The organism is Hydrogenophaga sp. 70-12, assembly GCF_001897365.1.
In the GTDB taxonomy this organism is placed as follows: domain Bacteria; phylum Pseudomonadota; class Gammaproteobacteria; order Burkholderiales; family Burkholderiaceae_C; genus Hydrogenophaga; species Hydrogenophaga borbori.
The window spans coordinates 1-20,814 of sequence record NZ_MKSS01000050.1 but is presented as its reverse complement, the minus strand read 5'-3'; the positions used below and the strand labels follow the sequence as shown (position 1 = coordinate 20,814).

Sequence of the window (20,814 nt, the reverse complement as noted above, 5' to 3'; positions counted from 1 at the left end):
CGTCAAGCGCGTGATCCCCGAGGGCAAGACCCTGTGCAGCCTGTGCAGCCGGCTGCGCCGCGGCATCCTCTACCGCGTGGCCGACGAACTCGGCGCCACCAAGATCGCGCTCGGCCACCACCGCGACGACATCCTGCAGACCCTGCTGCTCAACCTGTTCTTCGGCGCCAAGCTCAAGGGCATGCCGGCCAAGCTGGTGAGCGACGACGGCAAGCACGTGGTGATCCGCCCCCTGGCCTACGTGCCCGAGAAAGACCTGGTGCGCTGGGCCGAGCTGCGCCAGTTCCCCATCATTCCCTGCACCCTGTGCGGCAGCCAGGAAAACCTGCAGCGCAAGCAGGTGGGCAACCTGCTGCGCGAGTGGGAGAAGAAGTACCCCGGCCGGGTGGAGAACATGGCCAGCGCGCTGCAGAACGTGGTGCCCAGCCACCTGATGGACCGCGCGCTGTTTCCGTTTGAAACGCTGCGCGCCACCGGCGTGCCGGACGACAGCGGCGACAAGGCCTTCGACGACGAGCCCGTGGCCGCGCCGGCCGCCGAGGCCTGCGCCGCGCCCGCGCCGCAGGGGAACCCGGCCGCGCCGCGCGCGGTCATACCCATCGCCACCGAAGCCAGCTGAGGCGCAGTCGCACCACGCCAGCCACGAAGGGCCCCTCAATGCAGGAGACGTCCATGCCCTCGATCCGCCTTTTCGCCCTTGCCCTGGCCGCGCTGCTGCTGTCGGGCTGCGCGTCCGTCATCCTGGTCGACAACCAGGTGGAGAGCTTTCCGCGCTGGCAGGACCGCGCGGCCAACGCGGCGGTGCCCGCGCCGCCGCAGGTCTACCGCTTCGAGCGCCTGCCCTCGCAGCAGCAGGACCAGCGCGCCGCGCGCGGCCAGGACGAGTTGGAGCGCTACGCCGAGGCCGCGCTGGCCAAGCTGGGCTGGACGCGCGCCGCCGCCAACGTGTCGGCCCCCTGGGCGGTTCAGGTGGGCGCCAGCAACGTGCGCCTGCCGCGCGCGCCCTGGGAAGATCCCTGGGACACCTGGGGCTGGGGGCCCTTCGGATCGCCTTTCGCCATGCCCGGGCGCGACTACGTGGTCACGGGCACCGGCCAGGTGGTCTTCTTTCCCATGATGGCCCCTCGCTTCGAGACGCCCTACTACCAGCGCGCGGTGTCGCTGGTGATCCGCGACGCCGCCAGCGGGCGCGTGGTGTACGAGACGCGCGCCGCGCACGATGGCCGCTGGAACAGCACGCCCGCGCTGTGGACGGCCATGCTCGACGCCGCGCTGCAGGGCTTCCCGGCGCCGCCCGCGGGCCTGCGGCAGGTCAACATCGAAGTGCCACGCTGAGGCGCCTCAGGCGGGGGCAGCGGCCAACAGTTCCCGGATCGCCTGCGCCAACGCGTCCATGCTGTCCTGCTTGGACAGCACCTCGCGCACCCCGGCGGCGGCGGCCTCGTCCACCAGCCACTCGTTCACCTGCCCCGACACGATGGCCACGCGCAAGTCGGGGCGCAGCGCCCGCGCGGCGCGCGCCACCTCCAGGCCCGACAGACCCGGCATGTTCTGGTCCGTCACCAGCAGATCAGCGGGTTCTCCGGGATGTGCCGCGAGCCAGTCGATGGCCGCCTGCCCCGAAACGAACGGCGTCACCCGCACGCCCTGGCGACTGAGCAGGCGCTGCACCAGCCCCACCAGCGCCTCGTAGTCGTCCACGTACAGCACATGCCGTCCGCTCAGCGCGCGCAGCGCGCCCGGGTCGTCCCGCGCTTCGGTCAAGGGCATGCCAGGGGTGCCATCGCCCGGCGCCAGCGGCAGGTAGACATCGAACCGCGTGCCGTGTCCGGGTGTGCTGTCCAGGGTGATGGTGCCCTTGTGCGCTTTGACGATGCCGTGCACCACCGCGAGGCCCAGGCCCGTGCCCTCCCCTGGCGGCTTGGTGGTGAAGAAGGGCTCGAACACACGCCGCTGGGTGTCGGTGTCCATGCCGGGGCCGTTGTCGGCCACGCTCAGGCACGCGTAGTCGCCGGGGCCCATGCCCCCGAGGCGCAGCGCCCGGGCGGCGTCGACGGATTCGGCGCCCAGGGCCACGGTGATCTCGCCAGCACGGCCCGCAAAAGCCTGCCAGGCGTTGCTGCACAGGTTCATCAGCACCTGCTGCACCTGGGTGCCATCCGCCATGACGCACAGCGGCGCCGGCGACAGGCGCGTGTCCAGGCGCACGCCCGCCGGCAGCAGCGTGCGCATCAGGCGCAGCGCTTCTTCCACCAGGGGCAACAGGGCCTGCCGCTCCATGGTCTGGGCCTGGCGGCGGCTGAAGGTGAGGATCTGCTGCACGAGCTGGCGGGCCCGGATGGCCGCGCGATGGATCTCGGCCAGGCTTTCCTGCGCGGGATGCTCGGGTCCGACGTCCTCGCGGGCCAGCACCAGGTTGCCCAGGATGGCCGCCAGCAGGTTGTTGAAGTCGTGCGCCACGCCGCCGGCCAGGGTGCCGATGGCCTCCATCTTCTGGCGCTCGCGCAACTGCGCCTCGAACTGGCGCTGCTGCTCCTCCGCCTGCTTGATCTCCGTGATGTCGGTGTGCGTGCCGACCAGGCGCGTCGGGCGGCCCTGGGCGTCGCGCTCCACCGCGGCGCCGCGCGTGAGCACCCATATCCAGCGGCCATCGCGCGTGCGAACCCGGTGCTCGTTGCGGTAGACGGGTATGCGCCCCTCGAAATGCGCCTGGCGCGCGACGAGCATGGCGGCCAGGTCGTCCGGGTGCGTGCGCTCGTCCAGGTCGGAGGCGAAGCCATGAACGTCTTCGCGCGAATAGCCGTACATCGACAGCAGGCTGTCGGACAGGTATTCCTCGCCCGTTGCCAGGTTCCAGTCCCACACGCCGTCGCCCGCGCTCTCCAGCGCCATCTTCCAGAGCGCCTCGCTGCGGTGAAGCGCCTCCTCCATGCGCTTGGGCTCGGTGATGTCGAGCAGAACGCCCACGCGGTGCACGCCTTCCTCGTCGCGGTAGACCTCACAGGAGCGGTTGTGCACCCACTTGAGGACCCCCTCGGGTGTGACGACGCGAAATTCGCCCGAGAGCACCGCCTTGCCATCCAGCAGTGCCTGCGTCTCGGACACCAGGCGCGGGGCTTCGTCGGGGTGCAGCAGGCGCGAGATCAGCGTGGGGTCGTTCACCAGGGCCTCGGGCTCGACGCCCAGCAACTCGCGCGCGCCCGAGCTCACGTAGCGGTAGCGGCGCGTACCGTCGTGGCGCACGACGATCGAAAACACCACGCCGGGGATCTGGTCGGCCAGCGCCTGCATGCGCTCCTGCTGCTCCCGCATGGAGCGCTGCTGCAGCACGCGTTCGGTGATGTCTTCCACCGTGCCTTCGTAGTGCAGCACCTGGCCGGCCGCGTCGCGCACGGCGTGCGCGTTCTCGCTGACCCAGGCCCGTTCGCGTGTCTTGTGGCGAAACACCTCCGACACAAAGCCGCGCACGAAGCCGTCGCGCTCCAGCAGGCGACGGAAGTCGTCGCGCCGGCGCGGGTCCACGTACCACTCGGCGGCGATGTCGCCGACGCCAGCGATCAGCGAGGCTTCGCTGTCGTGGCCGTTGAAGCGCACCAGGGCCTCGTTGGCCCGGATCATCCGGCCGTCGGGGGCGCTGCGGTAGGCGCCGATCGGCAGGAAGTTGAACAGCGATGAGAAGTCGCCATCGGGCGTGGCCATGCGCGGCATTGTCTCGCAAGGCCCGGTACATTTCATCCAGATCGACCCACCCCCACGGACGCCCCTTGCAAGTCACCCGCCTCCTGGCCGTGCGCCACGGTGAGACCGCCTGGAACCGCGACACGCGCATTCAGGGCCACACCGACATCGACCTCAACGACCACGGCCGCTGGCAGGCCCGCCGCCTGGCCGAGGCCCTGCGCGACGAGCCCATCGCCGCCATCTACAGCAGCGACCTCAAGCGCGCGCGCGACACCGCCCAGGCGGTGGCCGAGACGCGCACCCTGCCGGTGCACGCGCACATCGGCCTGCGCGAGCGTGGCTTCGGGCGCTTCGAAGGCCACACCTGGGACGAACTGGAACTGCGCTACCCCACCGAAACCCTGGCCTGGCGCAAGCGCATGCCCGACTTCGCGCCGCCCGGTGGCGAAACCCTGCTGGCGCTGCGCGAGCGCGTGGTGGGCGCGGCCCTGGAACTGGCCGCACGCCATCCGGGCGAGCAGATCCTGCTGGTCGCGCACGGCGGCGTGCTGGACGTGCTCTACCGCGCCGCCACCCGCCTGGAGCTGCAGGCCCCGCGCAGCTGGCAGCTCGCCAACTGCGCCATCAACCGCCTGCTGTGGTCGCCCGAAGGCCTGGCCCTGGTGGGCTGGGGCGATGTGGGCCACCTGCAGGTGAACGACGACGAAGGGGTGCTGGATGAGCGCAGCGCCTGAGCGTTTCCACGGCCTGGTCGGCCAGGGCGTGGCCGCCATCGACACGCCCGCGCTGGTGATCGACCTGGACGCCATGGAGCGCAACCTGCATCGGCTGGCCGACTGGTGCCGGGCGCGCGGCCTGCGGCTGCGCCCGCATGCCAAGATGCACAAGTGCGCCGAGCTGGCGAAGTTGCAGATGGCGCACGGCGCCGTGGGCGTGTGCGTGCAGAAAACCGGCGAGGCGCTCGCGCTGGCCGCCGCCGGCGTCACCGACATCACCATCACCAACGAGGTGGTGGACCCGGCCAAGCTGGCGCGGCTGGCGCGCGCCGTGCGCGCGGGCGGCACGCGCTTCGCCCTGGCGGTCGACAGCGCCCTCGGCATCGAGCGCCTGGCGCGCGCCCTGGCCGAGGCCGGCGTGCAGGCACCGGGCTCGATCGATGTGCTGGTGGAAATCGACGTGGGCCATGGCCGCTGCGGCGCGGCGCCGGGCGAGCCGGCCGTGGCACTGGCGCGGGCCGTCGCCTCGCACGCCGTGCTGCGCTTCGCCGGCCTGCAGGCCTACCACGGCGCGGCGCAGCACCAGCGCACGCCCGAGCAGCGCCGCGCCACCGTGGCCCACGCCGCCGAGGCCGTGGCGCACACGCGCGCGCTCATCGAGGGCGCGGGCCTGGCGGTGCCGCTGGTCACGGGCGCGGGCACCGGCACCTTCGTGCACGAGGCGGCCAGCGGCCAGTGGGGCGAGCTGCAGGCCGGCTCCTACCTCTTCATGGACGCCGACTACGCCGCCAACACCGCCGACGAGAGCGCACCGGCCTTCGAGCACGCGCTGTTCGTCAAGGCGCAGGTGATGAGCCGGCCCGAGGGGCGCGCCGTGGTCGACGCCGGCCACAAGAGCCATGCCATCGACAGCGGCCTGCCGCGCGTCTGGCTGCCCGAGGGACTGGCGTTCGCCAACGGCGGCGACGAGCACGGCGTGCTGCGTGGCCCGGCCCTGCCCGCGCTGGGCGAAACGGTCTGGCTGGTGCCGGGCCACTGCGACCCCACCGTGAACCTGCACGACCACCTGATCGGCGTGCGCGGCGGCCTGCTCACGGGCCGCGTGGAGCGCGTGCTGCGGGTGGACGCGCGCGGCGCGCTGGACTGAGCGACCGGCGCGCCCTCAGGGGCCGAACACGCGGGCCTCCAGGCCCAGGTTGCGCACGGTCTCGGCCGCGGCCTCGGCCTGCTCGCGCGTCTGGAACGGGCCGACGCGCACGCGCGTGAGCGGGCCGCGCGCCGACTCCACCGGGTCGCTGCGCACCGGCAGGCCGGCCTGGCGCAGCCGCGTGGCCGCGCGCTCGGCGTTGGCCGGGTCGCCAAAGATGCCCACGTTCACGCCGTGGCCGTGCCAGCGAGGACGCGGCGCGTCGGTGGTGCCGGCGCTGTCGCCGCTCGCGCCGGGGGACGGCGGCGCGGCAGCGGGCGCCGCCGGTGCGGGCGTCGACTCGGCCACGGCGGGCTTTGCCAGGGCCGGGGCCGGTGTGGGCGCCTCCGAGGTCACCGCGCCCACCACCACCGCCCCACCGGGGGAGACGGCGGGGGACACCGGCGACACGGGCTCGACCACGCCCTCGGTGGACGGCGGCGGCGCGGGCGCCGCCACGGGGGCGGGCGGGGGAGCCGGGGCCTCGGCCACCACCCGCGGCGCCAGCACCGGCTCGGGCGCGGCCGCCACGGGGCCACCGCCCGTGCGCAGCCCCAGCGTGCCCAGCAACGCCACCTGGGCCAGCAGCGCCAGCACCCAGGCCCAGCGCCCCGGCCCACCGCGCTGCAACAGGCCGCAGGCCTCCTGCACCGTGCGCGCGCGGCGCACGGCCTCGGTCATGCGCCGGCGCACGTCGGCGTGCAGCCAGGCCGTGCCCCACCAGCCAGGCACCACCACCGCCAGCACCCCGATCGAGGCCAGCAGGCCCCAGCGCACGCCCGCCGGCCAGACCGCCATGAAACCCCGCGCCCACCACCACAGGCCCAGCGCGACGGCCAGGGCCAGGGCGTACAGCAGGGCCTGGCGCCACAGCCGCCGGTACAGCAGCCAGTTCAGGTTCAGCCAGGCCGCCGCGTGGTTCCAGTGCGTGCCCGCCAGACCGCGCTCGTCGAAGCGCGCGAACACCGGCAGGTAGTCGGCCGTGCGGCCCGGGCCCAGCGCCGCGCGGTACAGCGCCTCGGTGGCGCTGGCCAGCGCCGCGGTGTCCGGGGGAGCGGGGGTCGGCGCGCTGGACATGGCGGGGTGGGCGGCTCAGTCGGCGGCGCCGAACAGGCCGCCCTCGGTGCGCGGCGGGTTCACGCCCAGGTGGCGGTAGGCCGCCAGCGTGGCCGTGCGTCCGCGCGGCGTGCGCTGCAGGTAGCCCTGCTGGATCAGGTAGGGCTCGATCACGTCCTCGATGGTGTCGCGCTCCTCGCCGATGCTGGCGGCGATGTTGTCCAGGCCCACGGGCCCGCCGTCGAAGCGGTGGATCACGGCCTCCAGCAGCTTGCGGTCCATCAGGTCGAAGCCCTGCGGGTCGACGTCGAGCATGGCCAGGGCGCGCTCGGCGATGTCCTGGCTGATGCGGCCGCTGCCCTTCACATCGGCGTAGTCGCGCACGCGGCGCAGCAGGCGGTTGGCGATGCGCGGCGTGCCGCGCGAGCGGCGCGCGATCTCGAAGGCGCCGTCCTCGTCGATGGGCGCGTTGAGCAGCCCGGCGCTGCGCCGCACGATGCGCGCGAGCTCCTCGGCCGAGTAGAACTCCAGCCGCGCGACGATGCCGAAGCGGTCGCGCAGCGGGTTGGTGAGCATGCCCGCGCGCGTGGTGGCGCCCACCAGCGTGAAGGGCTGCAGGTCGAGCTTGATGCTGCGCGCCGCCGGGCCCTCGCCGATCATGATGTCGATCTGGTAGTCCTCCAGCGCGGGGTAGAGGATCTCCTCCACCACCGGCGAGAGGCGGTGGATCTCGTCGATGAAGAGCACGTCGTTGGGCTCGAGGTTGGTCAGCAGCGCCGCCAGGTCCTTGGGCTTTTCGAGCACCGGCCCGCTGGTCTGGCGCAGGTTCACACCCAGTTCCTGCGCGATGATGTGCGACAGCGTGGTCTTGCCCAGGCCGGGCGGGCCGAACAGCAGCACGTGGTCCAGCGCCTCGGCGCGTTTCTTGGCGGCGCCGATGAAGATCTCCAGCTGCTCGCGCACCTTCATCTGGCCCACGTACTCGTCGAGCAGCTTGGGCCGCAGCGCGCGCTCGATCGCCTCTTCCTTGGGCGAACCCGCCAGCGGCGAGATCACGCGCGGCGCGGGGGCGAAGTCGTCGGTCTGGATGCTCATTTATTTGGCCAGCGCCTTCAGCGCCAGCTTGATGCCCTCGGCCACGCCCACCTCGGCCGGCAGGGCCTTGAGCGCGGCGGCGGCGTCCTTTTCGTTGTAGCCCAGGGCCATGAGGGCCTGCTGGATGTCGGCCTGGGCGTCGCTGCGCGTGGCGCCCGCGGGCAGGCCCAGGTCCACGCCGAGCTTGCCCTTGAGCTCCAGCAGCAGCCGCTCGGCCGTCTTCTTGCCGATGCCGGGCACCTTGACGATGCGCCCGGTCTCCTGCGTGCTCACGGCCTGGGCCAGGTCGTTCACCGACAGGCCCGAAAGCACCGCCAGCGCGGTGCGCGGGCCCACGCCGCTGATCTTGATGAGTTGGCGAAAGGCGTCGCGCTCGGGCGCGGTGGCGAAGCCGTAGAGGATTTGCGCGTCCTCGCGCACCACGAAGTGCGTCAGCAGCGAGACCCGCTCGCCGCTGGCGGGCAGGTGGTAGAAGGTGCTCATGGGCACGTCCACCTCGTAGCCCACGCCATGGCAGTCCAGCAGGATCTGGGGCGGGTTCTTCTCCAGCAGCGTGCCGCTCAACTTGCCTATCATCGGTGTCCTTTTGGTCGTTCGCCGGGTCGCCCCGGGAACGACCGCGCCCCTCAGAGGGGCCTGGCGAAGCCAGGGTTGGGGGCCATCTTTTTCCTCAGGATTATCGGCTTGATTCTCAGACATACCTTCAGCCCACCGGACAACACCCGCATGGCCCACCTGTGCGGGCCGCTCGACGCCCACATCCGCGCCATCGAGTCCGCGCTGCAGGTCAAGGTGGCGCACCGCTTCGAGCAGTTCCGCGTCGAAGGCCCCAAGGCCAAGGCGCAGCGCGCCATGGAAGTGCTGCAGGCCCTGTACGAGATGGCGCGCGGCCCGATCCCGGCCGAGCAGGTGCAGCTCATGCTCAACGGCAACACCGCGCTGGAAGACCCCGGCGAGGGCGCGCTGAGCCTGCAGACGCGCCGCGGCGAGGTGCGCGGGCGCACGCCCAACCAGGCGGGCTACCTGGAGAACATGGCCGCGCACGACATCACCTTCGGCATCGGCCCCGCGGGCACCGGCAAGACCTACCTGGCGGTGGCCTGCGCGGTGGACGCGCTGGAACGCAGCGCGGTGCAGCGCATCGTGCTCACCCGCCCGGCCGTGGAAGCGGGCGAGAAGCTGGGCTTCCTGCCCGGCGACCTGGGCCAGAAGGTGGACCCCTACCTGCGCCCGCTGTACGACGCCCTGTACGACCTGATGGGCTTCGACCGCGTGCAGAAGGCCTTCGAGCGCCAGCAGATCGAAATCGCGCCGCTGGCCTTCATGCGCGGGCGCACACTCAACCACGCCTTCGTCATCCTGGACGAGGCGCAGAACACCACGCCCGAGCAGATGAAGATGTTCCTCACCCGCATCGGCTTCGGCAGCAAGGCCGTGGTCACCGGCGACGTGAGCCAGATCGACCTGCCGCGCACCCAGCTCAGCGGCCTGATCGACGCCGAGCGCGTGCTCAAGCGCGTGCCAGGCATCGGCTTCACGCGCCTGACCAGCGCCGACGTGGTGCGCCATCCCCTGGTGGCGCGCATCGTCGACGCTTACGAGGCCCGCAGCCCGTCGCGCGAAGAGGCCGAACCGGCCCGCCGGCGCCGCGCCGGCTGACCCGCGCCAACCCTCAGGGAGGACCCGCATGCCACCGACCAGACCGCTCACCCTCGCCGCCCCGCTCGCCGCCGCCCTGCTGGCCGGCGGCTGCGCGCTGCACCATCACCCCTCGGCGCCCGCCACCCAGGGCAGCATCCAGGGCCCGGGCTACAGCAGCGAGACCGTGCGCTACCGCTGCGAGGGCGGCGCCGAGATCGAGGTGGCCTACCTGGAATTCGGCCATGGCGACAGCTTCGCGGCGCTGCACCACCAGGGCCGCACGGCGCTGCTCAAGAGCCGGCCCAGCGCTTCGGGTGTGCGCTACATCGCGCTGGACGAACAGCACAGCCTGCGCTGGAACACCAAGGGCGAGGAAGGTTTCCTGAGCTTCCTGGCGGCCGACCACACGGCGCAGGAGCGCACGCTGCTGGCCAACTGCCGCTCGCTCCCCTCCCTCAAGGCCGGCAAGGTGGCCAGCTGATGGCCCTGCCCGCGCTCACCCTGTCGCTGCAGTTCGCGCGCTTCGACGGCGTGGCCGAGCACCGCGCCGCGCTGCCGCGCGCCTTCGTGGCGCGCTGCCTGCGCCGCGCGCTCGATGGCGACGCCGAACTCACCGTGCGCATCGTCGACGCCGATGAGGGCCAGGCCCTCAACCGCGACTACCGCGGCCGCGACTACGCCACCAACGTGCTCACCTTCGACTACGCCCAGGAGCCCCTGGTGATGGCCGACCTGGTGCTGTGCGCGCCGGTGGTGGCGGCCGAAGCGAAACAGATGAAGAAGCCCCTGGCCGAGCACTACGCGCACCTGCTGGTGCACGGTGCCCTGCACGCCCAGGGCTGGGACCACGAAACCAGCGAGGCCGACGCCGAGGCCATGGAGGCGCGCGAGACCGAGGTGCTGGCCGCGCTGGGCCAGCCCGATCCCTACGCCCGATCGCGCCGCCCCCGCAAGCCCGGGTAAATCCCCAGCAAAACGCCGGGGCGAGGCGCCCGGCCGCCTCGCCCGCTCGCTAGCATGGGCTGGTCATCCACCCCAACCGAGGAGCGTCCATGGCAGGCTGGTACGAACTCACGAAGAACGGCAAAGGTCAGTATTCCTTCGTGCTCAAGGCGGGCAACGCGCAGGTGATCCTGCGCAGCGAGCAGTACGAGGCCAAGCCCTCGGCCCAGGGCGGCATCGAGTCGGTGCAGAAGAACTCGCCGCTGAGCGAGCGCTACGAGCTCAAGACGGCCAGCGACGGCAGCCCCTACTTCAACCTGAAGGCCTCGAACGGCCAGGTCATCGGCACCAGCCAGATGTACTCCTCCGAGGCCGCGCGCCAGAACGGCATCGACTCGGTGAAGGCCAACGGCCCCAGCAAGGACGTGCGCGAGCCCTGATCCCGCGCGACGGGCGCGCGCGAACGGTGGCTCAGCCGCAGTCGCGCGCGCCGTTCCAGCGCTGCACCGGAAAGCGCAGGCCGCCGACGCCCAGGTCGCGCCCGGGTGGCACCAGCAGCTCCACCCGGCCCTCGCGCACGGCGTCGAACAGGGCCTGGTGGCCGGCCTGCGGCGCGCAGTTCGTGTCCAGGCCCTGGCCGGGCAGGTGGCCGCGCACGGCCCACTGCCCGTGCTCGTCGGCCCGCCAGATGCGCGCGCCGCCCGCGTCACGCGCGCCCGGCGCCTGGCGCGCGAGCAGCGCATAGGCCCCATCGCCCAACACCTCGGGCGGCAGGCGCCAGATGAGGCAGGTCTGGGCCTCGCAGGCACCCGGCAAGCCGCCGTCGCGCGCCAGGGCCTCCAGCAGCGCCGGCGGCGCCGTGGCGTCCGGCGGGAACACCGGCAGGGCGCGCAGCCGCTCAGCCAGGCGCTCGCGCCGCGTCTTCGGGTCGCTCAGGGCGTCGCGCGCCAGCGCCTGGCGTGCAGCGGGCACGCCGCCAAACACCGGGTCGTCGGCGGCCAGGGCCTGCAGGGCGCGCCGGCCGAACACACCGCCCTCGCGCGCGAGGTAGCGGATCGGGTCCTGCTCGTCGCTGGTGCCCCGCGCCAGGCGCTGCAGCTGGTCGTTCACGCTCACGCGGCGCGGGTCGATGGCGCCGCCCAGCAGCGCCAGGATGCCCAGCACCACCACCGCCGCGGCCACGGCGTTGGTGGCGGGCACCAGGCAGCGCTCGGCGCGGCCCAGCCACTCGGCCACGGCGTTGAGCGCATAACCCAGCGCGAACACCGCCACCACGATCGCCACGAACAGCCCCCAGAGCCGGTCCACCGTCCAGCCGTACTGGCCGATGCGCAGGCCCAGCGCGTACAGCGCCACCGCCACCATGGGCAGCAGCACCAACAGGCCGGTCGACAGGGCGCGGCGCAGCCAGCGCGGGTAGCGCGGCGCGTCCAGCCCGCCGCGCGAGCTGGCGTTGACCAGCAGAACGCACAGCACCGCGAACCACAGCAGCAGGAAGGCCGCGCGCCGCGTCTGCAACAGGGGCTCGACGCCCTGCACCAGCCAGCTCGCCACGAAGGCCACGCCCAGCGCGCCCGCCAACGGGTAGATCCAGCCGCACAGCTGCGTGAGCCGCTCGAACAGGAAGCGCGCCACGGTGCGCTGCGTGACCGCCAGCGACACGCCGTAGGAGAACACCAGCGCGGTGGCGGGAATCCAGAACTCGCCGCGTTCGATGAGTTCGCCCAGGAAGGGCAGGCGCACCAGCCGGAACAGCGCCGCCGCGCTGAACATCACCAGCCAGAACAGGCCGGTGACCAGCCCGCCCTGCGCCAGCAGCAGGGTGTTGTGCAGCAAGGCGTCGAACCAGGGCTCGTAGCGCACGCGGCCCTCGCGCGCCACGGCGGCGGCGGGCACCGCGACCATGAGCGCCAGGCCCAGCACGAAGGTGGGGCGCAGGTAGTCTTCCTCGCGGAAAGGCCCCTGCTCGCGCGCGCGCTCGGCCAGCCCGCCCACGGTGAGCCCGTGGTAGGCGCCGATGGCCAGGGCCAGCGCGCCCACGCCGAGCGCGATCGCCACGCGGCGCTGCAGCGGGGCCGCGCTGGCGAGGTAGAAGCCCAGCGGCGCCAGCGCCATCAGCAGGAACAGCGGCATGAAGGCCGCGGCCTCGGTGGCCGGCCAGGCGCCGCGGCGCGCGGTCTCGTACAGGGTGTAGGCCAGTGCGGCCTGCAGGGCGCCCACCAGCAGGTGGGCGCGGGCCTCGGATTCGGGGGCGGCGGGGGTGTTCAAGCGGTTCTCCTGAAAGCGCCCGGGCACCGGCGCGCGCTCAGGCCGTCAGGCGCATCGGGATCGTCACCGGACCATCGTTCACCAGGTGCACCTGCATATCGGCGCCGAAGCGGCCGGTCGCCACCTGGGGATGCGCGGCGCGCGCGGCGGCCACGAAGGCATCGTAGAGCGATTCGCCGAGCGCGGGCGGCGCGGCGTTGGTGAAGCCCGGGCGGTTGCCGCCCGAGGTGTCGGCCGCCAGGGTGAACTGGCTGACGATGAGCAGGCCGCCGCCCACGTCCTGCAGGCTGAGGTTCATCTTGCCGGCGCCGTCGGCGAAGACGCGCAGCTTGAGGACCTTGTTGAGCAGCTTCAGGCCCACGGCCGGTGTGTCGGCGGGCTCGGCGCAGACCAGCGCCAGCAGGCCGGGGCCGATGGCGCCCACGGTCTCGCCGGCGATGTCGACACGGGCCTGGCTCACGCGTTGCAGCAGGGCGATCACTGGAGGGTCTCCTCGGATTCTTTGACAGCCAGCGCTTCCACGCCGGTGGGCAGCAGCTGGATGCTGGCGCGCAGGCCGGGCACGGCCTGCATCAGCGCCTGCTCCACCTCGCCGCGCAGCGCCGCCGCGCGGCCCAGCGGCCAGGCAGCGGGCAGGTGCATGTGCAGGTCGGCGAAGCGGCGCTGGCCGGCCTTGCGCGTGGTGACGTGGTCGAAGCGCACCAGCGGCTGCCCCTGGGCAAAGCCCGCCAGCACGCGCTCGATGCCGGACTGCAGCTCGGGGTCGAGCGCCTCGTCCATCAGGCCCTGCGCGGCGTCCTTGATGAGGTGCAGGCCCTCGCGCAGGATGTTCAGCGCCACCAGGATGGCCAGCACGGGGTCGAGCCAGAGCCAGCCGGTGATGGCCACCAGGCCGATGCCCAGCACCACGCCGACCGAGGTCCAGACGTCCGTGAACAGGTGGCGCGCGTCGCCTTCGAGCGCGACCGAGCGGTGCGCGCGCGAGGCGCGCAGCATCACCCAGGCCAGCCCCCCGTTGAACACCGAACTGATGACCGACAGCCACAGGCCCAGGCCCAGTTGCTCCAGCGGCTGGGGCTGCAGCAGGCGCCCCACCGCGGCCCAGACGATGCCGGCCGCGGCCGCGATGATGAGCACCCCCTCGAAGCCGGAAGAAAAGTACTCGGCCTTGTAGTGTCCGTAGGGGTGCTCGGCGTCGGCCGGGCGCGCGGCGATGGTGACCATGAGCAGGCCGAAGCTCGCGCCCGCCAGGTTGACCAGGGACTCGAGCGCGTCGGACAGCAGGCCGACCGAGCCGGTGAGCCACCAGGCGGCCGTCTTCAGTGCGATGGTGAGCAGGGCCACGGCGATCGAGGCCTGCAGCAGGCGGCGCGGCGTGAGTCGGTCGAGCAGCGGGGTGATCACGCGCGGCATTGTGGCCCAGGCCCGCTGAACCATGGTTCGGCGGACGTTGCAGAATCGCCGCCATGCGACGCGCGTGGATGTCCCGGCTGAATTGGATCGCGGCAGGCCTGGCCCTGTCGCTGCTGGGGGCGTGGTTCATCGCCCAGCGCGGCCTGGAGGCGCAGCGCGCGGCCTTCGAGACCGACGCGCGCATCGTGCACCGGCTGCTGAGCCAGCAGGTGGTGCAGCACGACGCGGTGCTCGCCACCCTGGCCCTGCTGGAGCCCGAACGGGCCGAGGCCCTGCCGCGCCTGAGCGCGATCTACCCCCGCCTGCTGAGCGTGATCGCGCGCGCGCCGGACGAGGCCTGGCTGCAGCCGGCGCTGGCGCACGCCGAGGCGGCCTCGCGCACCAGCGGCCGCGGGGCCATGGCCGACGGCGACCTGGGCGCGGGCCGCTACACGCTGGTGCTGGGCGCCGCGGGCGGCGGCGCCTATGCGCTGGTCATCGCGCTCGACGGCCTGGTACCCGAGGCCGACTGGCCCATGGACCGGGCGCGCAGCCCGGTGCGGGTGGCGCTGCGCTGGAACGGCCAGTCGCACACCCTGCAGGCCGGCCAGCCGCTCACCCAGGGCTGGCGCTTTGACTTCGACAAGGTGGTGGCGGCCGAGAGCCAACCCTTCCACGCCGTGGCCACGCGCTGGGTCGGCTGGGGCGAACTGCCCTGGCTCGGCATGGGCGCCTGGGCGCTCGCCGTGCTGGCGGGGCTGGCCGCCCTGGCGCACGCGCTGCGCCTGCGCGAGGCCCGCCAGCGCGCCGAGGCCCTGCTGCGCCTGGGCCAACTCGGCCGGCTCAACGCCATGGGCGAATTCGCGGCCGGCCTGGCGCACGAACTGAACCAGCCCCTGACCGCCGTGCTGGCCAGCACCCAGGCCGCGCAGCGCCTGCTGGCCGACGAGCCGCCCGCGCTGGACACCGCGCGCGAGGCCATGGGCCGCGCCGGCGCGCAGGCGCGCCGCGCGGCCGAGGTGCTGGCCCGGCTGCGGCGCGGCCTGGAGCCGCCGGCCGGCGCGGCCGAACAGCGCGCGCTGGACCTCGGCGCCTGCGTGCGCGAAGCCCTGCACCTGCTGCAGCCCGAGATCGACCGGCGCGGCGTGGCCGTGCGCTGGCTGGTCAGCGACCCGGCGGTGGTGCGGGCCGATCCGATCGCCATCGATCAGATCGTGCACAACCTGATCGCCAACGCCCTGCAGGCCATGGACCGCCAGGCCGGCGGCCCGCGCGAGCTGCGCCTGGCCGTGCGGCGCGAGGGCGGGCAGGCCGTGCTCGACGTGGCCGACACCGGCCCGGGCCTGCCGCCCGAGGTGCTGTCGCGCCTGTTCGAGCCCTTCTTCAGCACCCGCGAGGGCGGCCTGGGCCTGGGCCTGACGCTGAGCGAATCGCTCGCGCAGGCGCAAGGCGGCCGCCTGGGCGCGGGCGCCGCGCCCGGCGGTGGCGCGCTGTTCTCGCTGCACCTGCCACTCGACACCGGGACCCCGCCATGAACACCGCCAGCGACGCGCGCTCCCCCACCGTGCACCTGATCGACGACGACGAGGCGGTGCGCGACAGCCTCGCGCTGCTGATCGGCACCGTGGGCCTGCGCGTGGTGGCCTGGGCCGATCCGCGCGCCTTCCTCGCCGGCTTCGAGCGCGACGGCATCGGCGCCATCGTGCTCGACGTGCGCATGCCCGGCATCAGCGGCCTGGGCGTGCTCGACACACTGGTGGCGCAGGGCGTGGATCAGCCCGTGATCATGCTCACCGGCCACGGCACGGTGGACATGTGCCGGCGCGCCTTCAAGGCCGGCGCGGCCGAGTTCCTGGAAAAGCCGGTGGACGACGAGGCCCTGATCGAGGCCCTGCAGCAGGCCGTGCGCCAGCACGTTCAACTGCGCCAGCGCGCGCAGACCGACCGCGCCGCGCGCGAGCGCTGGCAGCAGCTCTCACCGCGCGAACGCGAGGTGCTCGCGCTCATCGTCGAGGGCCTGAGCAACAAGGCCATCGCGCGCGCGCTCGACCTGTCGCCGCGCACGGTGGAAACGCACCGCGCCCACGTGTTCGAGAAGCTGGGCGTGGACTCGCTCGCCCAGCTGGTGCGGGGCTACGCGGCCCTGGTGAACGAGACGGGCACCGCGTAGTTCTACGCAGCCGCGCCCGTAGCCGCGCGAATGGTGCGCGCGGCGGGCGCTTCCTACAGTGCGGGCACGGTTGATCGAACCGCAACGCCGTCACGGAGACCCGCTTCATGAACACCCCCATCCGCACCGCCCTGGCCCTCGCCCTGATCGGCGCCAGCGCCCTCGCCCAAGCCCAGAGCGGCGCCGTCCTCAGCGAGCGCAACGTCTCGCTGGCGCTGGCCAACCAGATCGCCGCCGCCACCGTGGCCGCCTGCAGCGCCAGCGGCTATGCCGTCACCGCCACCGTGGTGGACCGCGCCGGCAACGTGCGCGCCATGCAGCGCGCCGACAACGCCGGCCCGCACACCCTGGAAGCCAGCCGCCTGAAGGCCTACACCTCGGCCTCCGCGCGCAACACCACGCTGGCCATGATGGAGGCCTCGCAGAAGAACCCGGCCGCGGCCAACCTGAAGGACATCCCCGGCTACCTGCTGCTCGGCGGCGGCGTGCCGGTGCGCGCGGGCAACGACGTGATCGGCGCCGTCGGTGTGGGCGGCGCGCCCGGCGGCCACCTGGACGAGCAGTGCGCCTTGGCCGCGCTGGAGCAGGTGAAAGCGGCCCTGCAATGAAGCGGCGCGCGCTGCTGTCGCTGGCGCTGGCCACCGCGTTCGCGGGCGCCGCGCGGGCCCAGGTGCCGCCCTCGCCCGGCGAGGTCGCGGCCTACCAGGGCCTGCACGCCGCGGCGCAGCGCGGCGATGTGGCCGCCATCGCGCGGCTGCTGAAGTCGGGCGCGGCCATCGAGGCCACCGACGGCGCCGGCCGCACGCCGCTGCATGTGGCCACCTTCGCGCGCCAGCGCGAGGCGGTGCGGGCGCTGCTGCAGGCCGGCGCCAACCACGCGGCCCTGGAACACGGGCGCTACGACGCCGTCACCATCGCCGCCGTGGCCGACGACGAAGACACCCTGCGCCTGCTGCTGGCCGGCGGCGCGAGCGCGAAGCTGGTGACCAGCCGCTACGACGGCACCGCGCTGATCGCGGCGGCCCACCTGGGCCATGAAGGCGTGGTGCGCCAGCTCATCGCGGCTGGTGCGCCGCTGGACCACGTGAACAACCTGCACTGGACGGCCGCCATCGAGTCCGTCGTGCTGGGCGACGGCGGCCCGCGCCACCAGGCCACGCTGCAGGCGCTGATCGACGCCGGCGCCAACCTGCAACTGACCGACCGCAGCGGCCACACGCCGCTGGCGCTGGCCCGCTCGCGCGGCCACGCGGCCATGGTGGCGATGCTGGAAAAAGCCGGGGCGCGCTGAGCGCGCCCCCAGGCTGCGCCGGCCGCCCCTTGCAGGGCGCGGCCCGGCGCCGGATCGGATCAGCCCAGCGTCACGCGCGCGAACTTGCGCTTGCCGACCTGCACCACGTAGGTCCCGGCGGCGAGCTTCAGGCCCTTGTCGCTCAGCACCGAGCCGTCCACGCGCACGCCACCACCGTCGATGAGGCGGTTGGCCTCGCTGCTCGACGGCGCCAGGCCGGCCGACTTGAGCAGGGCCGCGATGCCCAGCGGCGCGCCCGTCAGCGACACCTCGGGAATCTCGTCCGGCACGCCGCCCTTGGAGCGGTTGATGAAGTCCTGCTCGGCCGCCTCGGCCGCCGCCGCGCTGTGGAAACGCGCCGTGATCTCCTTGGCCAGCATCACCTTCGCGTCCTTGGGGTTGCGGCCGCCCGCCACCTCGCGCTTGAGCGCCTCGATCGCCTCCATCGACTGGAAGGACAGCAGGGTGTACCAGCGCCACATCAGCTCATCGGAGATGCTCAGCACCTTGGCGAACATGGTGTTGGCGTCCTCGGTGATGCCGATGTAGTTGTTCTTGCTCTTGGACATCTTGTCCACGCCGTCCAGCCCCTCCAGCAGCGGCATGGTCAGGATGCACTGCGGCTCCTGGCCGTACTCGGCCTGCAGGTGGCGGCCCATGAGCAGGTTGAACTTCTGGTCGGTGCCACCGAGCTCGAGGTCGCTCTTGAGCGCCACCGAGTCGTAGCCCTGCATCAGCGGGTAGAGGAACTCGTGCACGCTGATCGGCGTGCCGGCGGTGAAGCGCTGGTGGAAGTCGTTGCGCTCCATCATGCGCGCCACGGTGTACTTGGCCGCGAGCTGGATCATGCCCATGGAGCCCAGCGGCAGGCTCCATTCGCTGTTGTAGCGGATCTCGGTCTTCGCCGGGTCCAGCACCAGGCTGGCCTGCTTGTAGTAGGTCTCGGCGTTGGCCTTGATCTGCTCGGGCGTGAGCGGCGGGCGCGTGCTGTTGCGCCCCGAGGGGTCGCCGATCAGCGTAGTGAAGTCGCCGATAAGAAAAATGACTGTATGCCCCAGGTCCTGGAGCTGGCGCATCTTGTTGAGCACCACGGTGTGGCCGATGTGGATGTCGGGCGCCGTCGGGTCCAGGCCGAGCTTGATGCGCAGCGGCGTGCCGGTGCGCTCGGAACGTGACAATTTTTGCGCCCAGTCCGCCTCGGGGATCAATTCTTCGCAGCCCCGGCGGGTGACCGCCAGGGCGTGTCGCACGCCGTCCGTCAGGGCCTCGCCGCCGCTGGTGGGGCTGTCCGGCAAGGTGGAAATAGATAAGCCGTTATTCATACGTGTTTCTTCCGATAGGGACGGATCGCCAGCCCGCTACACTTGCCGGCTATCGCCGGATTTTAGTTGGCGTGCTTTTTGCACTAGCTCCCGCACCAACGTAAAGCCCGGCCTGTGGCGTGAACTTCTCGCGTCGCTGCCCGCTCACTCCCTGGATGCCGGTGTGAGGCCCTGCGCCCCCACCGGCCCTTTCATGGATGACCGACCTTGATACGCCAGACCCTGAACGCCGCGGCCCAATGGGGCCAACAGATCGCTGAATCGATTGCCCAGCACCCCCGTCGCGTCATGGGGGGCATCGGCGTCCTCCTCCTCGGCACCGGGGTCACCGCCTTCGGCATCGCGCCGCTGGCGCCCGACGCCGCCGACCTTCCGGTGCGCCAGGTGGTGGAAGCCCTGCCGGTGACCGCCACCCCCCTGTACACCGCCATTCCCGCCAGCGCCGACCTGCCCCCCGAGGCCCGTCCGGTGCTCGCCAGCCCCCAGCCCTGGACCCTGTACCGCAGCGACACCACGCGCAACGACGACACCCCCCAGTCGCTGCTGCTGCGCCTGGGCGTGAACGACGGCGAGGCCCAGGCCTTTATGGCCCGCAACCCCCTGGCGCGCCAGCTGCTGGCCTCGCGCCAGAGCCGCCTGGTGCACGCCGAGGCCACCCCGCAGCAGGTGCTGCAGCGCCTCACCGCCCGCTGGCCCGATCCGAAGAACGATCGTGGCTTTCTGCGCCTGGTGGTCGAGCGGGGCAACAACGGCCTGAGCGCCCGGCTCGAACCCGGCACCCTGGAGGCCGCGTCGCGCCTGGCCAGTGGCGAAATCCGCAGCTCCCTGTTCGCCTCCACCGACGCCGCGGGCATCCCCGACGCGGTGGCCGTGCAGCTCGCCGAGATGTTCGCCAGCGACATCGACTTCCGCCGCGACCTGCGCAAGGGCGACCGCTTCCAGGTCGTCTATGAAACCCTGAGCGCCGAAGGCGAGCCGATGAAGACCGGCCGCATCCTGTCGGCGGTGTTCGTCAACGACGGCCGCCCGCACGAGGCGGTGTGGTTCGAGGCGCCCGGCGTCAAGGGCGGCTACTACGGCTTCAACGGCGACAGCAAGCGCCGCTACTTCCTGTCCTCGCCGCTGGAGTTCTCGCGCGTCAGCAGCGGCTATGGCATGCGCTTCCACCCGGTGCTTGGCCGCCAGCGCGCCCACCTGGGCGTGGACTACGCCGCCCCCACCGGCACGCCGGTGCGCACGGTGGCCGACGGCGTGATCGAGTTCGCCGGGGTGCAGCGCGGCTATGGCAACGTCATCTACGTGCGCCACCGCAACAACCAGGTGACGGTCTTCGCGCACCTGAGCCGCATCGGCGTGCGCACCGGCCAGCGCGTGAGCCAGGGCGAGTTCATCGGCAACGTCGGCACCACCGGCATGTCCACAGGCCCGCACCTGCACTTCGAGTTCCGCGACAACGGCGAGCACCGCGACCCGCTGGTGATCGCCCGCCAGAGCGAGGCCATCAAGCTGCCCGAGAACCTGCGCGGCGCCTTCAACCAGGTCGCCCAGGCCCAGCGGCAGGAACTCGCCGCCGCCGGCCGCCTGCAGCAGGCCCTGGCCAGCACCGACGAAGGCCGCTGAGCCCGGAGGGACCCGCAAGGTCCCTCCCAGAAAAAAAAGGGAGCCGATGGCTCCCTTTTTTCATGGCCGGCGAACCGGCTCGCTTCAGACGCTGAAGCTCGAACCGCAGCCGCAGGTGGTGCTGGCGTTGGGGTTCTTGATCACGAACTGGGCGCCTTGCAGGTCTTCCTTGTAGTCGATCTCGGCGCCCACCAGGTACTGGTAGCTCATGGCGTCGATCAGCAGGGTCACGCCGTTCTTGCTCATGGAGGTGTCGTCTTCGTTGACGACCTCGTCGAAGGTGAAGCCGTACTGGAAGCCCGAGCAGCCGCCGCCTTGCACGAAGACGCGCAGCTTCAGGTCGGGATTGCCCTCTTCGGCCACCAGTTCGGCCACCTTGGCGGCGGCGCTGTCGGTGAAGACCAGCGGCGCGGGCATGTCGGTCTGGATGTTCT

The 20,814-nt window shown here is 72.5% G+C and carries 22 protein-coding genes; 13 read left to right on the top strand and 9 right to left on the bottom strand.

From position 1 onward, the window contains the following. Together ttcA and BGO22_RS03660 are read left to right on the top strand one after the other, a co-directional pair. Nucleotides 1-619, top strand: a 619-nt coding sequence (gene ttcA, locus BGO22_RS03665; RefSeq protein ID WP_286849037.1) for a tRNA 2-thiocytidine(32) synthetase TtcA, incomplete at its 5' end; no start/stop codon positions are given. A 53-nt stretch (nucleotides 620-672) separates the two neighbouring features. Beyond that, a complete protein-coding gene (locus tag BGO22_RS03660) occupies nucleotides 673-1,335 on the top strand; it encodes a DUF4136 domain-containing protein (protein WP_070400361.1) in 663 nt (220 codons plus the stop codon). A gap of 6 nt (nucleotides 1,336-1,341) precedes the next feature. Here the strand turns inward: BGO22_RS03660 and BGO22_RS03655 are convergent, their stop codons facing one another. Next, nucleotides 1,342-3,699 (bottom strand): hybrid sensor histidine kinase/response regulator, encoded by a 2,358-nt coding sequence (locus BGO22_RS03655; protein WP_286849033.1) that lies wholly within the window; start codon nucleotides 3,697-3,699, stop codon nucleotides 1,342-1,344. A gap of 65 nt (nucleotides 3,700-3,764) precedes the next feature. Here BGO22_RS03655 and BGO22_RS03650 point away from each other — a divergent pair, with 65 nt between their 5' ends. Together BGO22_RS03650 and BGO22_RS03645 are read left to right on the top strand one after the other, a co-directional pair. Beyond that, on the top strand, nucleotides 3,765-4,415 hold the full coding sequence (locus BGO22_RS03650) for a histidine phosphatase family protein (RefSeq protein ID WP_070400363.1): 651 nt from the start codon (nucleotides 3,765-3,767) through the stop codon (nucleotides 4,413-4,415). After that, entirely contained in the window at nucleotides 4,399-5,544 is a 1,146-nt protein-coding gene (locus BGO22_RS03645) for a DSD1 family PLP-dependent enzyme (RefSeq protein WP_286849030.1), read from the top strand. Before BGO22_RS03650 ends, BGO22_RS03645 begins: the two co-directional genes overlap by 17 nt. 15 nt (nucleotides 5,545-5,559) lie before the next feature. Here BGO22_RS03645 and BGO22_RS03640 read toward each other — a convergent pair whose 3' ends face one another. From BGO22_RS03640 to ruvA, 3 genes are read right to left on the bottom strand one after another with little or no spacing between them, the layout of a single operon-like run. Continuing rightward, nucleotides 5,560-6,660, bottom strand: a complete 1,101-nt coding sequence (locus tag BGO22_RS03640) for an SPOR domain-containing protein (protein WP_286849027.1) — start codon at nucleotides 6,658-6,660, stop codon at nucleotides 5,560-5,562. Between the two features lie 15 nt (nucleotides 6,661-6,675). After that, the gene (ruvB, locus tag BGO22_RS03635) at nucleotides 6,676-7,734 is read right to left on the bottom strand and encodes a Holliday junction branch migration DNA helicase RuvB (RefSeq protein ID WP_204744055.1); all 1,059 of its coding nucleotides are present in this window, start codon (nucleotides 7,732-7,734) and stop codon (nucleotides 6,676-6,678) included. Beyond that, entirely contained in the window at nucleotides 7,735-8,310 is a 576-nt protein-coding gene (gene ruvA, locus BGO22_RS03630; protein WP_070400367.1) for a Holliday junction branch migration protein RuvA, read from the bottom strand. It abuts the gene before it with no gap. 108 nt (nucleotides 8,311-8,418) lie between these two features. Between ruvA and BGO22_RS03625 the strand changes: the two genes are divergently transcribed. The 4 genes from BGO22_RS03625 to BGO22_RS03610 all read left to right on the top strand — a co-directional run bounded on the left by BGO22_RS03625 (nucleotide 8,419) and on the right by BGO22_RS03610 (nucleotide 10,757). Next, nucleotides 8,419-9,393 (top strand): PhoH family protein, encoded by a 975-nt coding sequence (locus BGO22_RS03625; protein ID WP_070400368.1) that lies wholly within the window; start codon nucleotides 8,419-8,421, stop codon nucleotides 9,391-9,393. Between the two features lie 28 nt (nucleotides 9,394-9,421). After that, entirely contained in the window at nucleotides 9,422-9,856 is a 435-nt protein-coding gene (locus BGO22_RS03620; protein WP_204744054.1) for an MliC family protein, read from the top strand. Next, on the top strand, nucleotides 9,856-10,338 hold the full coding sequence (gene ybeY, locus BGO22_RS03615; RefSeq protein ID WP_286849021.1) for an rRNA maturation RNase YbeY: 483 nt from the start codon (nucleotides 9,856-9,858) through the stop codon (nucleotides 10,336-10,338). Before BGO22_RS03620 ends, ybeY begins: the two co-directional genes overlap by 1 nt. A gap of 89 nt (nucleotides 10,339-10,427) precedes the next feature. Next, nucleotides 10,428-10,757 (top strand): YegP family protein, encoded by a 330-nt coding sequence (locus BGO22_RS03610; RefSeq protein ID WP_070400371.1) that lies wholly within the window; start codon nucleotides 10,428-10,430, stop codon nucleotides 10,755-10,757. A 31-nt stretch (nucleotides 10,758-10,788) separates the two neighbouring features. On the opposite strand, the gene BGO22_RS03605 is transcribed toward BGO22_RS03610, so the two are convergent. The 3 genes from BGO22_RS03605 to BGO22_RS03595 are packed head-to-tail and all read right to left on the bottom strand — an operon-like array spanning nucleotide 10,789 to nucleotide 13,989. Beyond that, entirely contained in the window at nucleotides 10,789-12,585 is a 1,797-nt protein-coding gene (locus tag BGO22_RS03605; RefSeq protein WP_286849019.1) for a DUF4153 domain-containing protein, read from the bottom strand. 37 nt (nucleotides 12,586-12,622) lie between these two features. Then, a complete protein-coding gene (gene dtd, locus BGO22_RS03600; protein WP_286849017.1) occupies nucleotides 12,623-13,066 on the bottom strand; it encodes a D-aminoacyl-tRNA deacylase in 444 nt (147 codons plus the stop codon). Next, nucleotides 13,063-13,989, bottom strand: coding sequence for a cation diffusion facilitator family transporter (locus BGO22_RS03595; protein WP_502686423.1), 927 nt, complete (start codon nucleotides 13,987-13,989; stop codon nucleotides 13,063-13,065). The genes dtd and BGO22_RS03595 overlap by 4 nt, the downstream gene beginning before the upstream one ends. A gap of 77 nt (nucleotides 13,990-14,066) precedes the next feature. On the opposite strand from BGO22_RS03595, the gene BGO22_RS03590 reads away from it, so the two are divergent. From BGO22_RS03590 to BGO22_RS03575, 4 genes are all read left to right on the top strand, one after another. After that, on the top strand, nucleotides 14,067-15,512 hold the full coding sequence (locus tag BGO22_RS03590; RefSeq protein ID WP_239478249.1) for a sensor histidine kinase: 1,446 nt from the start codon (nucleotides 14,067-14,069) through the stop codon (nucleotides 15,510-15,512). Next, complete coding sequence (locus BGO22_RS03585) at nucleotides 15,509-16,147, top strand: response regulator transcription factor (protein ID WP_286849012.1); 639 nt, start codon at nucleotides 15,509-15,511, stop codon at nucleotides 16,145-16,147. The genes BGO22_RS03590 and BGO22_RS03585 overlap by 4 nt, the downstream gene beginning before the upstream one ends. Nucleotides 16,148-16,254: 107 nt before the next feature. Next, nucleotides 16,255-16,755 (top strand): GlcG/HbpS family heme-binding protein, encoded by a 501-nt coding sequence (locus BGO22_RS03580; protein ID WP_286849009.1) that lies wholly within the window; start codon nucleotides 16,255-16,257, stop codon nucleotides 16,753-16,755. Beyond that, nucleotides 16,752-17,438 (top strand): ankyrin repeat domain-containing protein, encoded by a 687-nt coding sequence (locus BGO22_RS03575; RefSeq protein WP_070400378.1) that lies wholly within the window; start codon nucleotides 16,752-16,754, stop codon nucleotides 17,436-17,438. The genes BGO22_RS03580 and BGO22_RS03575 overlap by 4 nt, the downstream gene beginning before the upstream one ends. Before the next feature lie 59 nt (nucleotides 17,439-17,497). Here BGO22_RS03575 and tyrS read toward each other — a convergent pair whose 3' ends face one another. Further along, on the bottom strand, nucleotides 17,498-18,760 hold the full coding sequence (gene tyrS / locus BGO22_RS03570; RefSeq protein WP_286849007.1) for a tyrosine--tRNA ligase: 1,263 nt from the start codon (nucleotides 18,758-18,760) through the stop codon (nucleotides 17,498-17,500). A 288-nt stretch (nucleotides 18,761-19,048) separates the two neighbouring features. On the opposite strand from tyrS, the gene BGO22_RS03565 reads away from it, so the two are divergent. Next, the gene (locus BGO22_RS03565) at nucleotides 19,049-20,380 is read left to right on the top strand and encodes a M23 family metallopeptidase (protein WP_286849006.1); all 1,332 of its coding nucleotides are present in this window, start codon (nucleotides 19,049-19,051) and stop codon (nucleotides 20,378-20,380) included. 84 nt (nucleotides 20,381-20,464) lie between these two features. On the opposite strand, the gene erpA is transcribed toward BGO22_RS03565, so the two are convergent. Next, on the bottom strand, nucleotides 20,465-20,814 hold a 350-nt coding region (erpA, locus tag BGO22_RS03560; RefSeq protein WP_502686422.1), incomplete at its 5' end, for an iron-sulfur cluster insertion protein ErpA.

Bases quoted from the DNA above. Each gene is read 5' to 3' on its own strand.
- ybeY (WP_286849021.1), top strand. From the start codon at position 9,856: ATGGCCCTGCCCGCGCTCACCCTGTCGCTGCAGTTCGCGCGCTTCGAC.
- BGO22_RS03640 (WP_286849027.1), bottom strand. From the start codon at position 6,660: ATGTCCAGCGCGCCGACCCCCGCTCCCCCGGACACCGCGGCGCTGGCC.
- tyrS (WP_286849007.1), bottom strand. From the start codon at position 18,760: ATGAATAACGGCTTATCTATTTCCACCTTGCCGGACAGCCCCACCAGC.
- BGO22_RS03645 (WP_286849030.1), top strand. From the start codon at position 4,399: ATGAGCGCAGCGCCTGAGCGTTTCCACGGCCTGGTCGGCCAGGGCGTG.
- ruvB (WP_204744055.1), bottom strand. From the start codon at position 7,734: ATGAGCATCCAGACCGACGACTTCGCCCCCGCGCCGCGCGTGATCTCG.
- BGO22_RS03620 (WP_204744054.1), top strand. From the start codon at position 9,422: ATGCCACCGACCAGACCGCTCACCCTCGCCGCCCCGCTCGCCGCCGCC.
- BGO22_RS03580 (WP_286849009.1), top strand. From the start codon at position 16,255: ATGAACACCCCCATCCGCACCGCCCTGGCCCTCGCCCTGATCGGCGCC.
- BGO22_RS03575 (WP_070400378.1), top strand. From the start codon at position 16,752: ATGAAGCGGCGCGCGCTGCTGTCGCTGGCGCTGGCCACCGCGTTCGCG.
- BGO22_RS03590 (WP_239478249.1), top strand. From the start codon at position 14,067: ATGTCCCGGCTGAATTGGATCGCGGCAGGCCTGGCCCTGTCGCTGCTG.
- BGO22_RS03655 (WP_286849033.1), bottom strand. From the start codon at position 3,699: ATGGCCACGCCCGATGGCGACTTCTCATCGCTGTTCAACTTCCTGCCG.
- ruvA (WP_070400367.1), bottom strand. From the start codon at position 8,310: ATGATAGGCAAGTTGAGCGGCACGCTGCTGGAGAAGAACCCGCCCCAG.
- BGO22_RS03565 (WP_286849006.1), top strand. From the start codon at position 19,049: ATGGGGGGCATCGGCGTCCTCCTCCTCGGCACCGGGGTCACCGCCTTC.
- BGO22_RS03660 (WP_070400361.1), top strand. From the start codon at position 673: ATGCCCTCGATCCGCCTTTTCGCCCTTGCCCTGGCCGCGCTGCTGCTG.
- BGO22_RS03585 (WP_286849012.1), top strand. From the start codon at position 15,509: ATGAACACCGCCAGCGACGCGCGCTCCCCCACCGTGCACCTGATCGAC.
- BGO22_RS03610 (WP_070400371.1), top strand. From the start codon at position 10,428: ATGGCAGGCTGGTACGAACTCACGAAGAACGGCAAAGGTCAGTATTCC.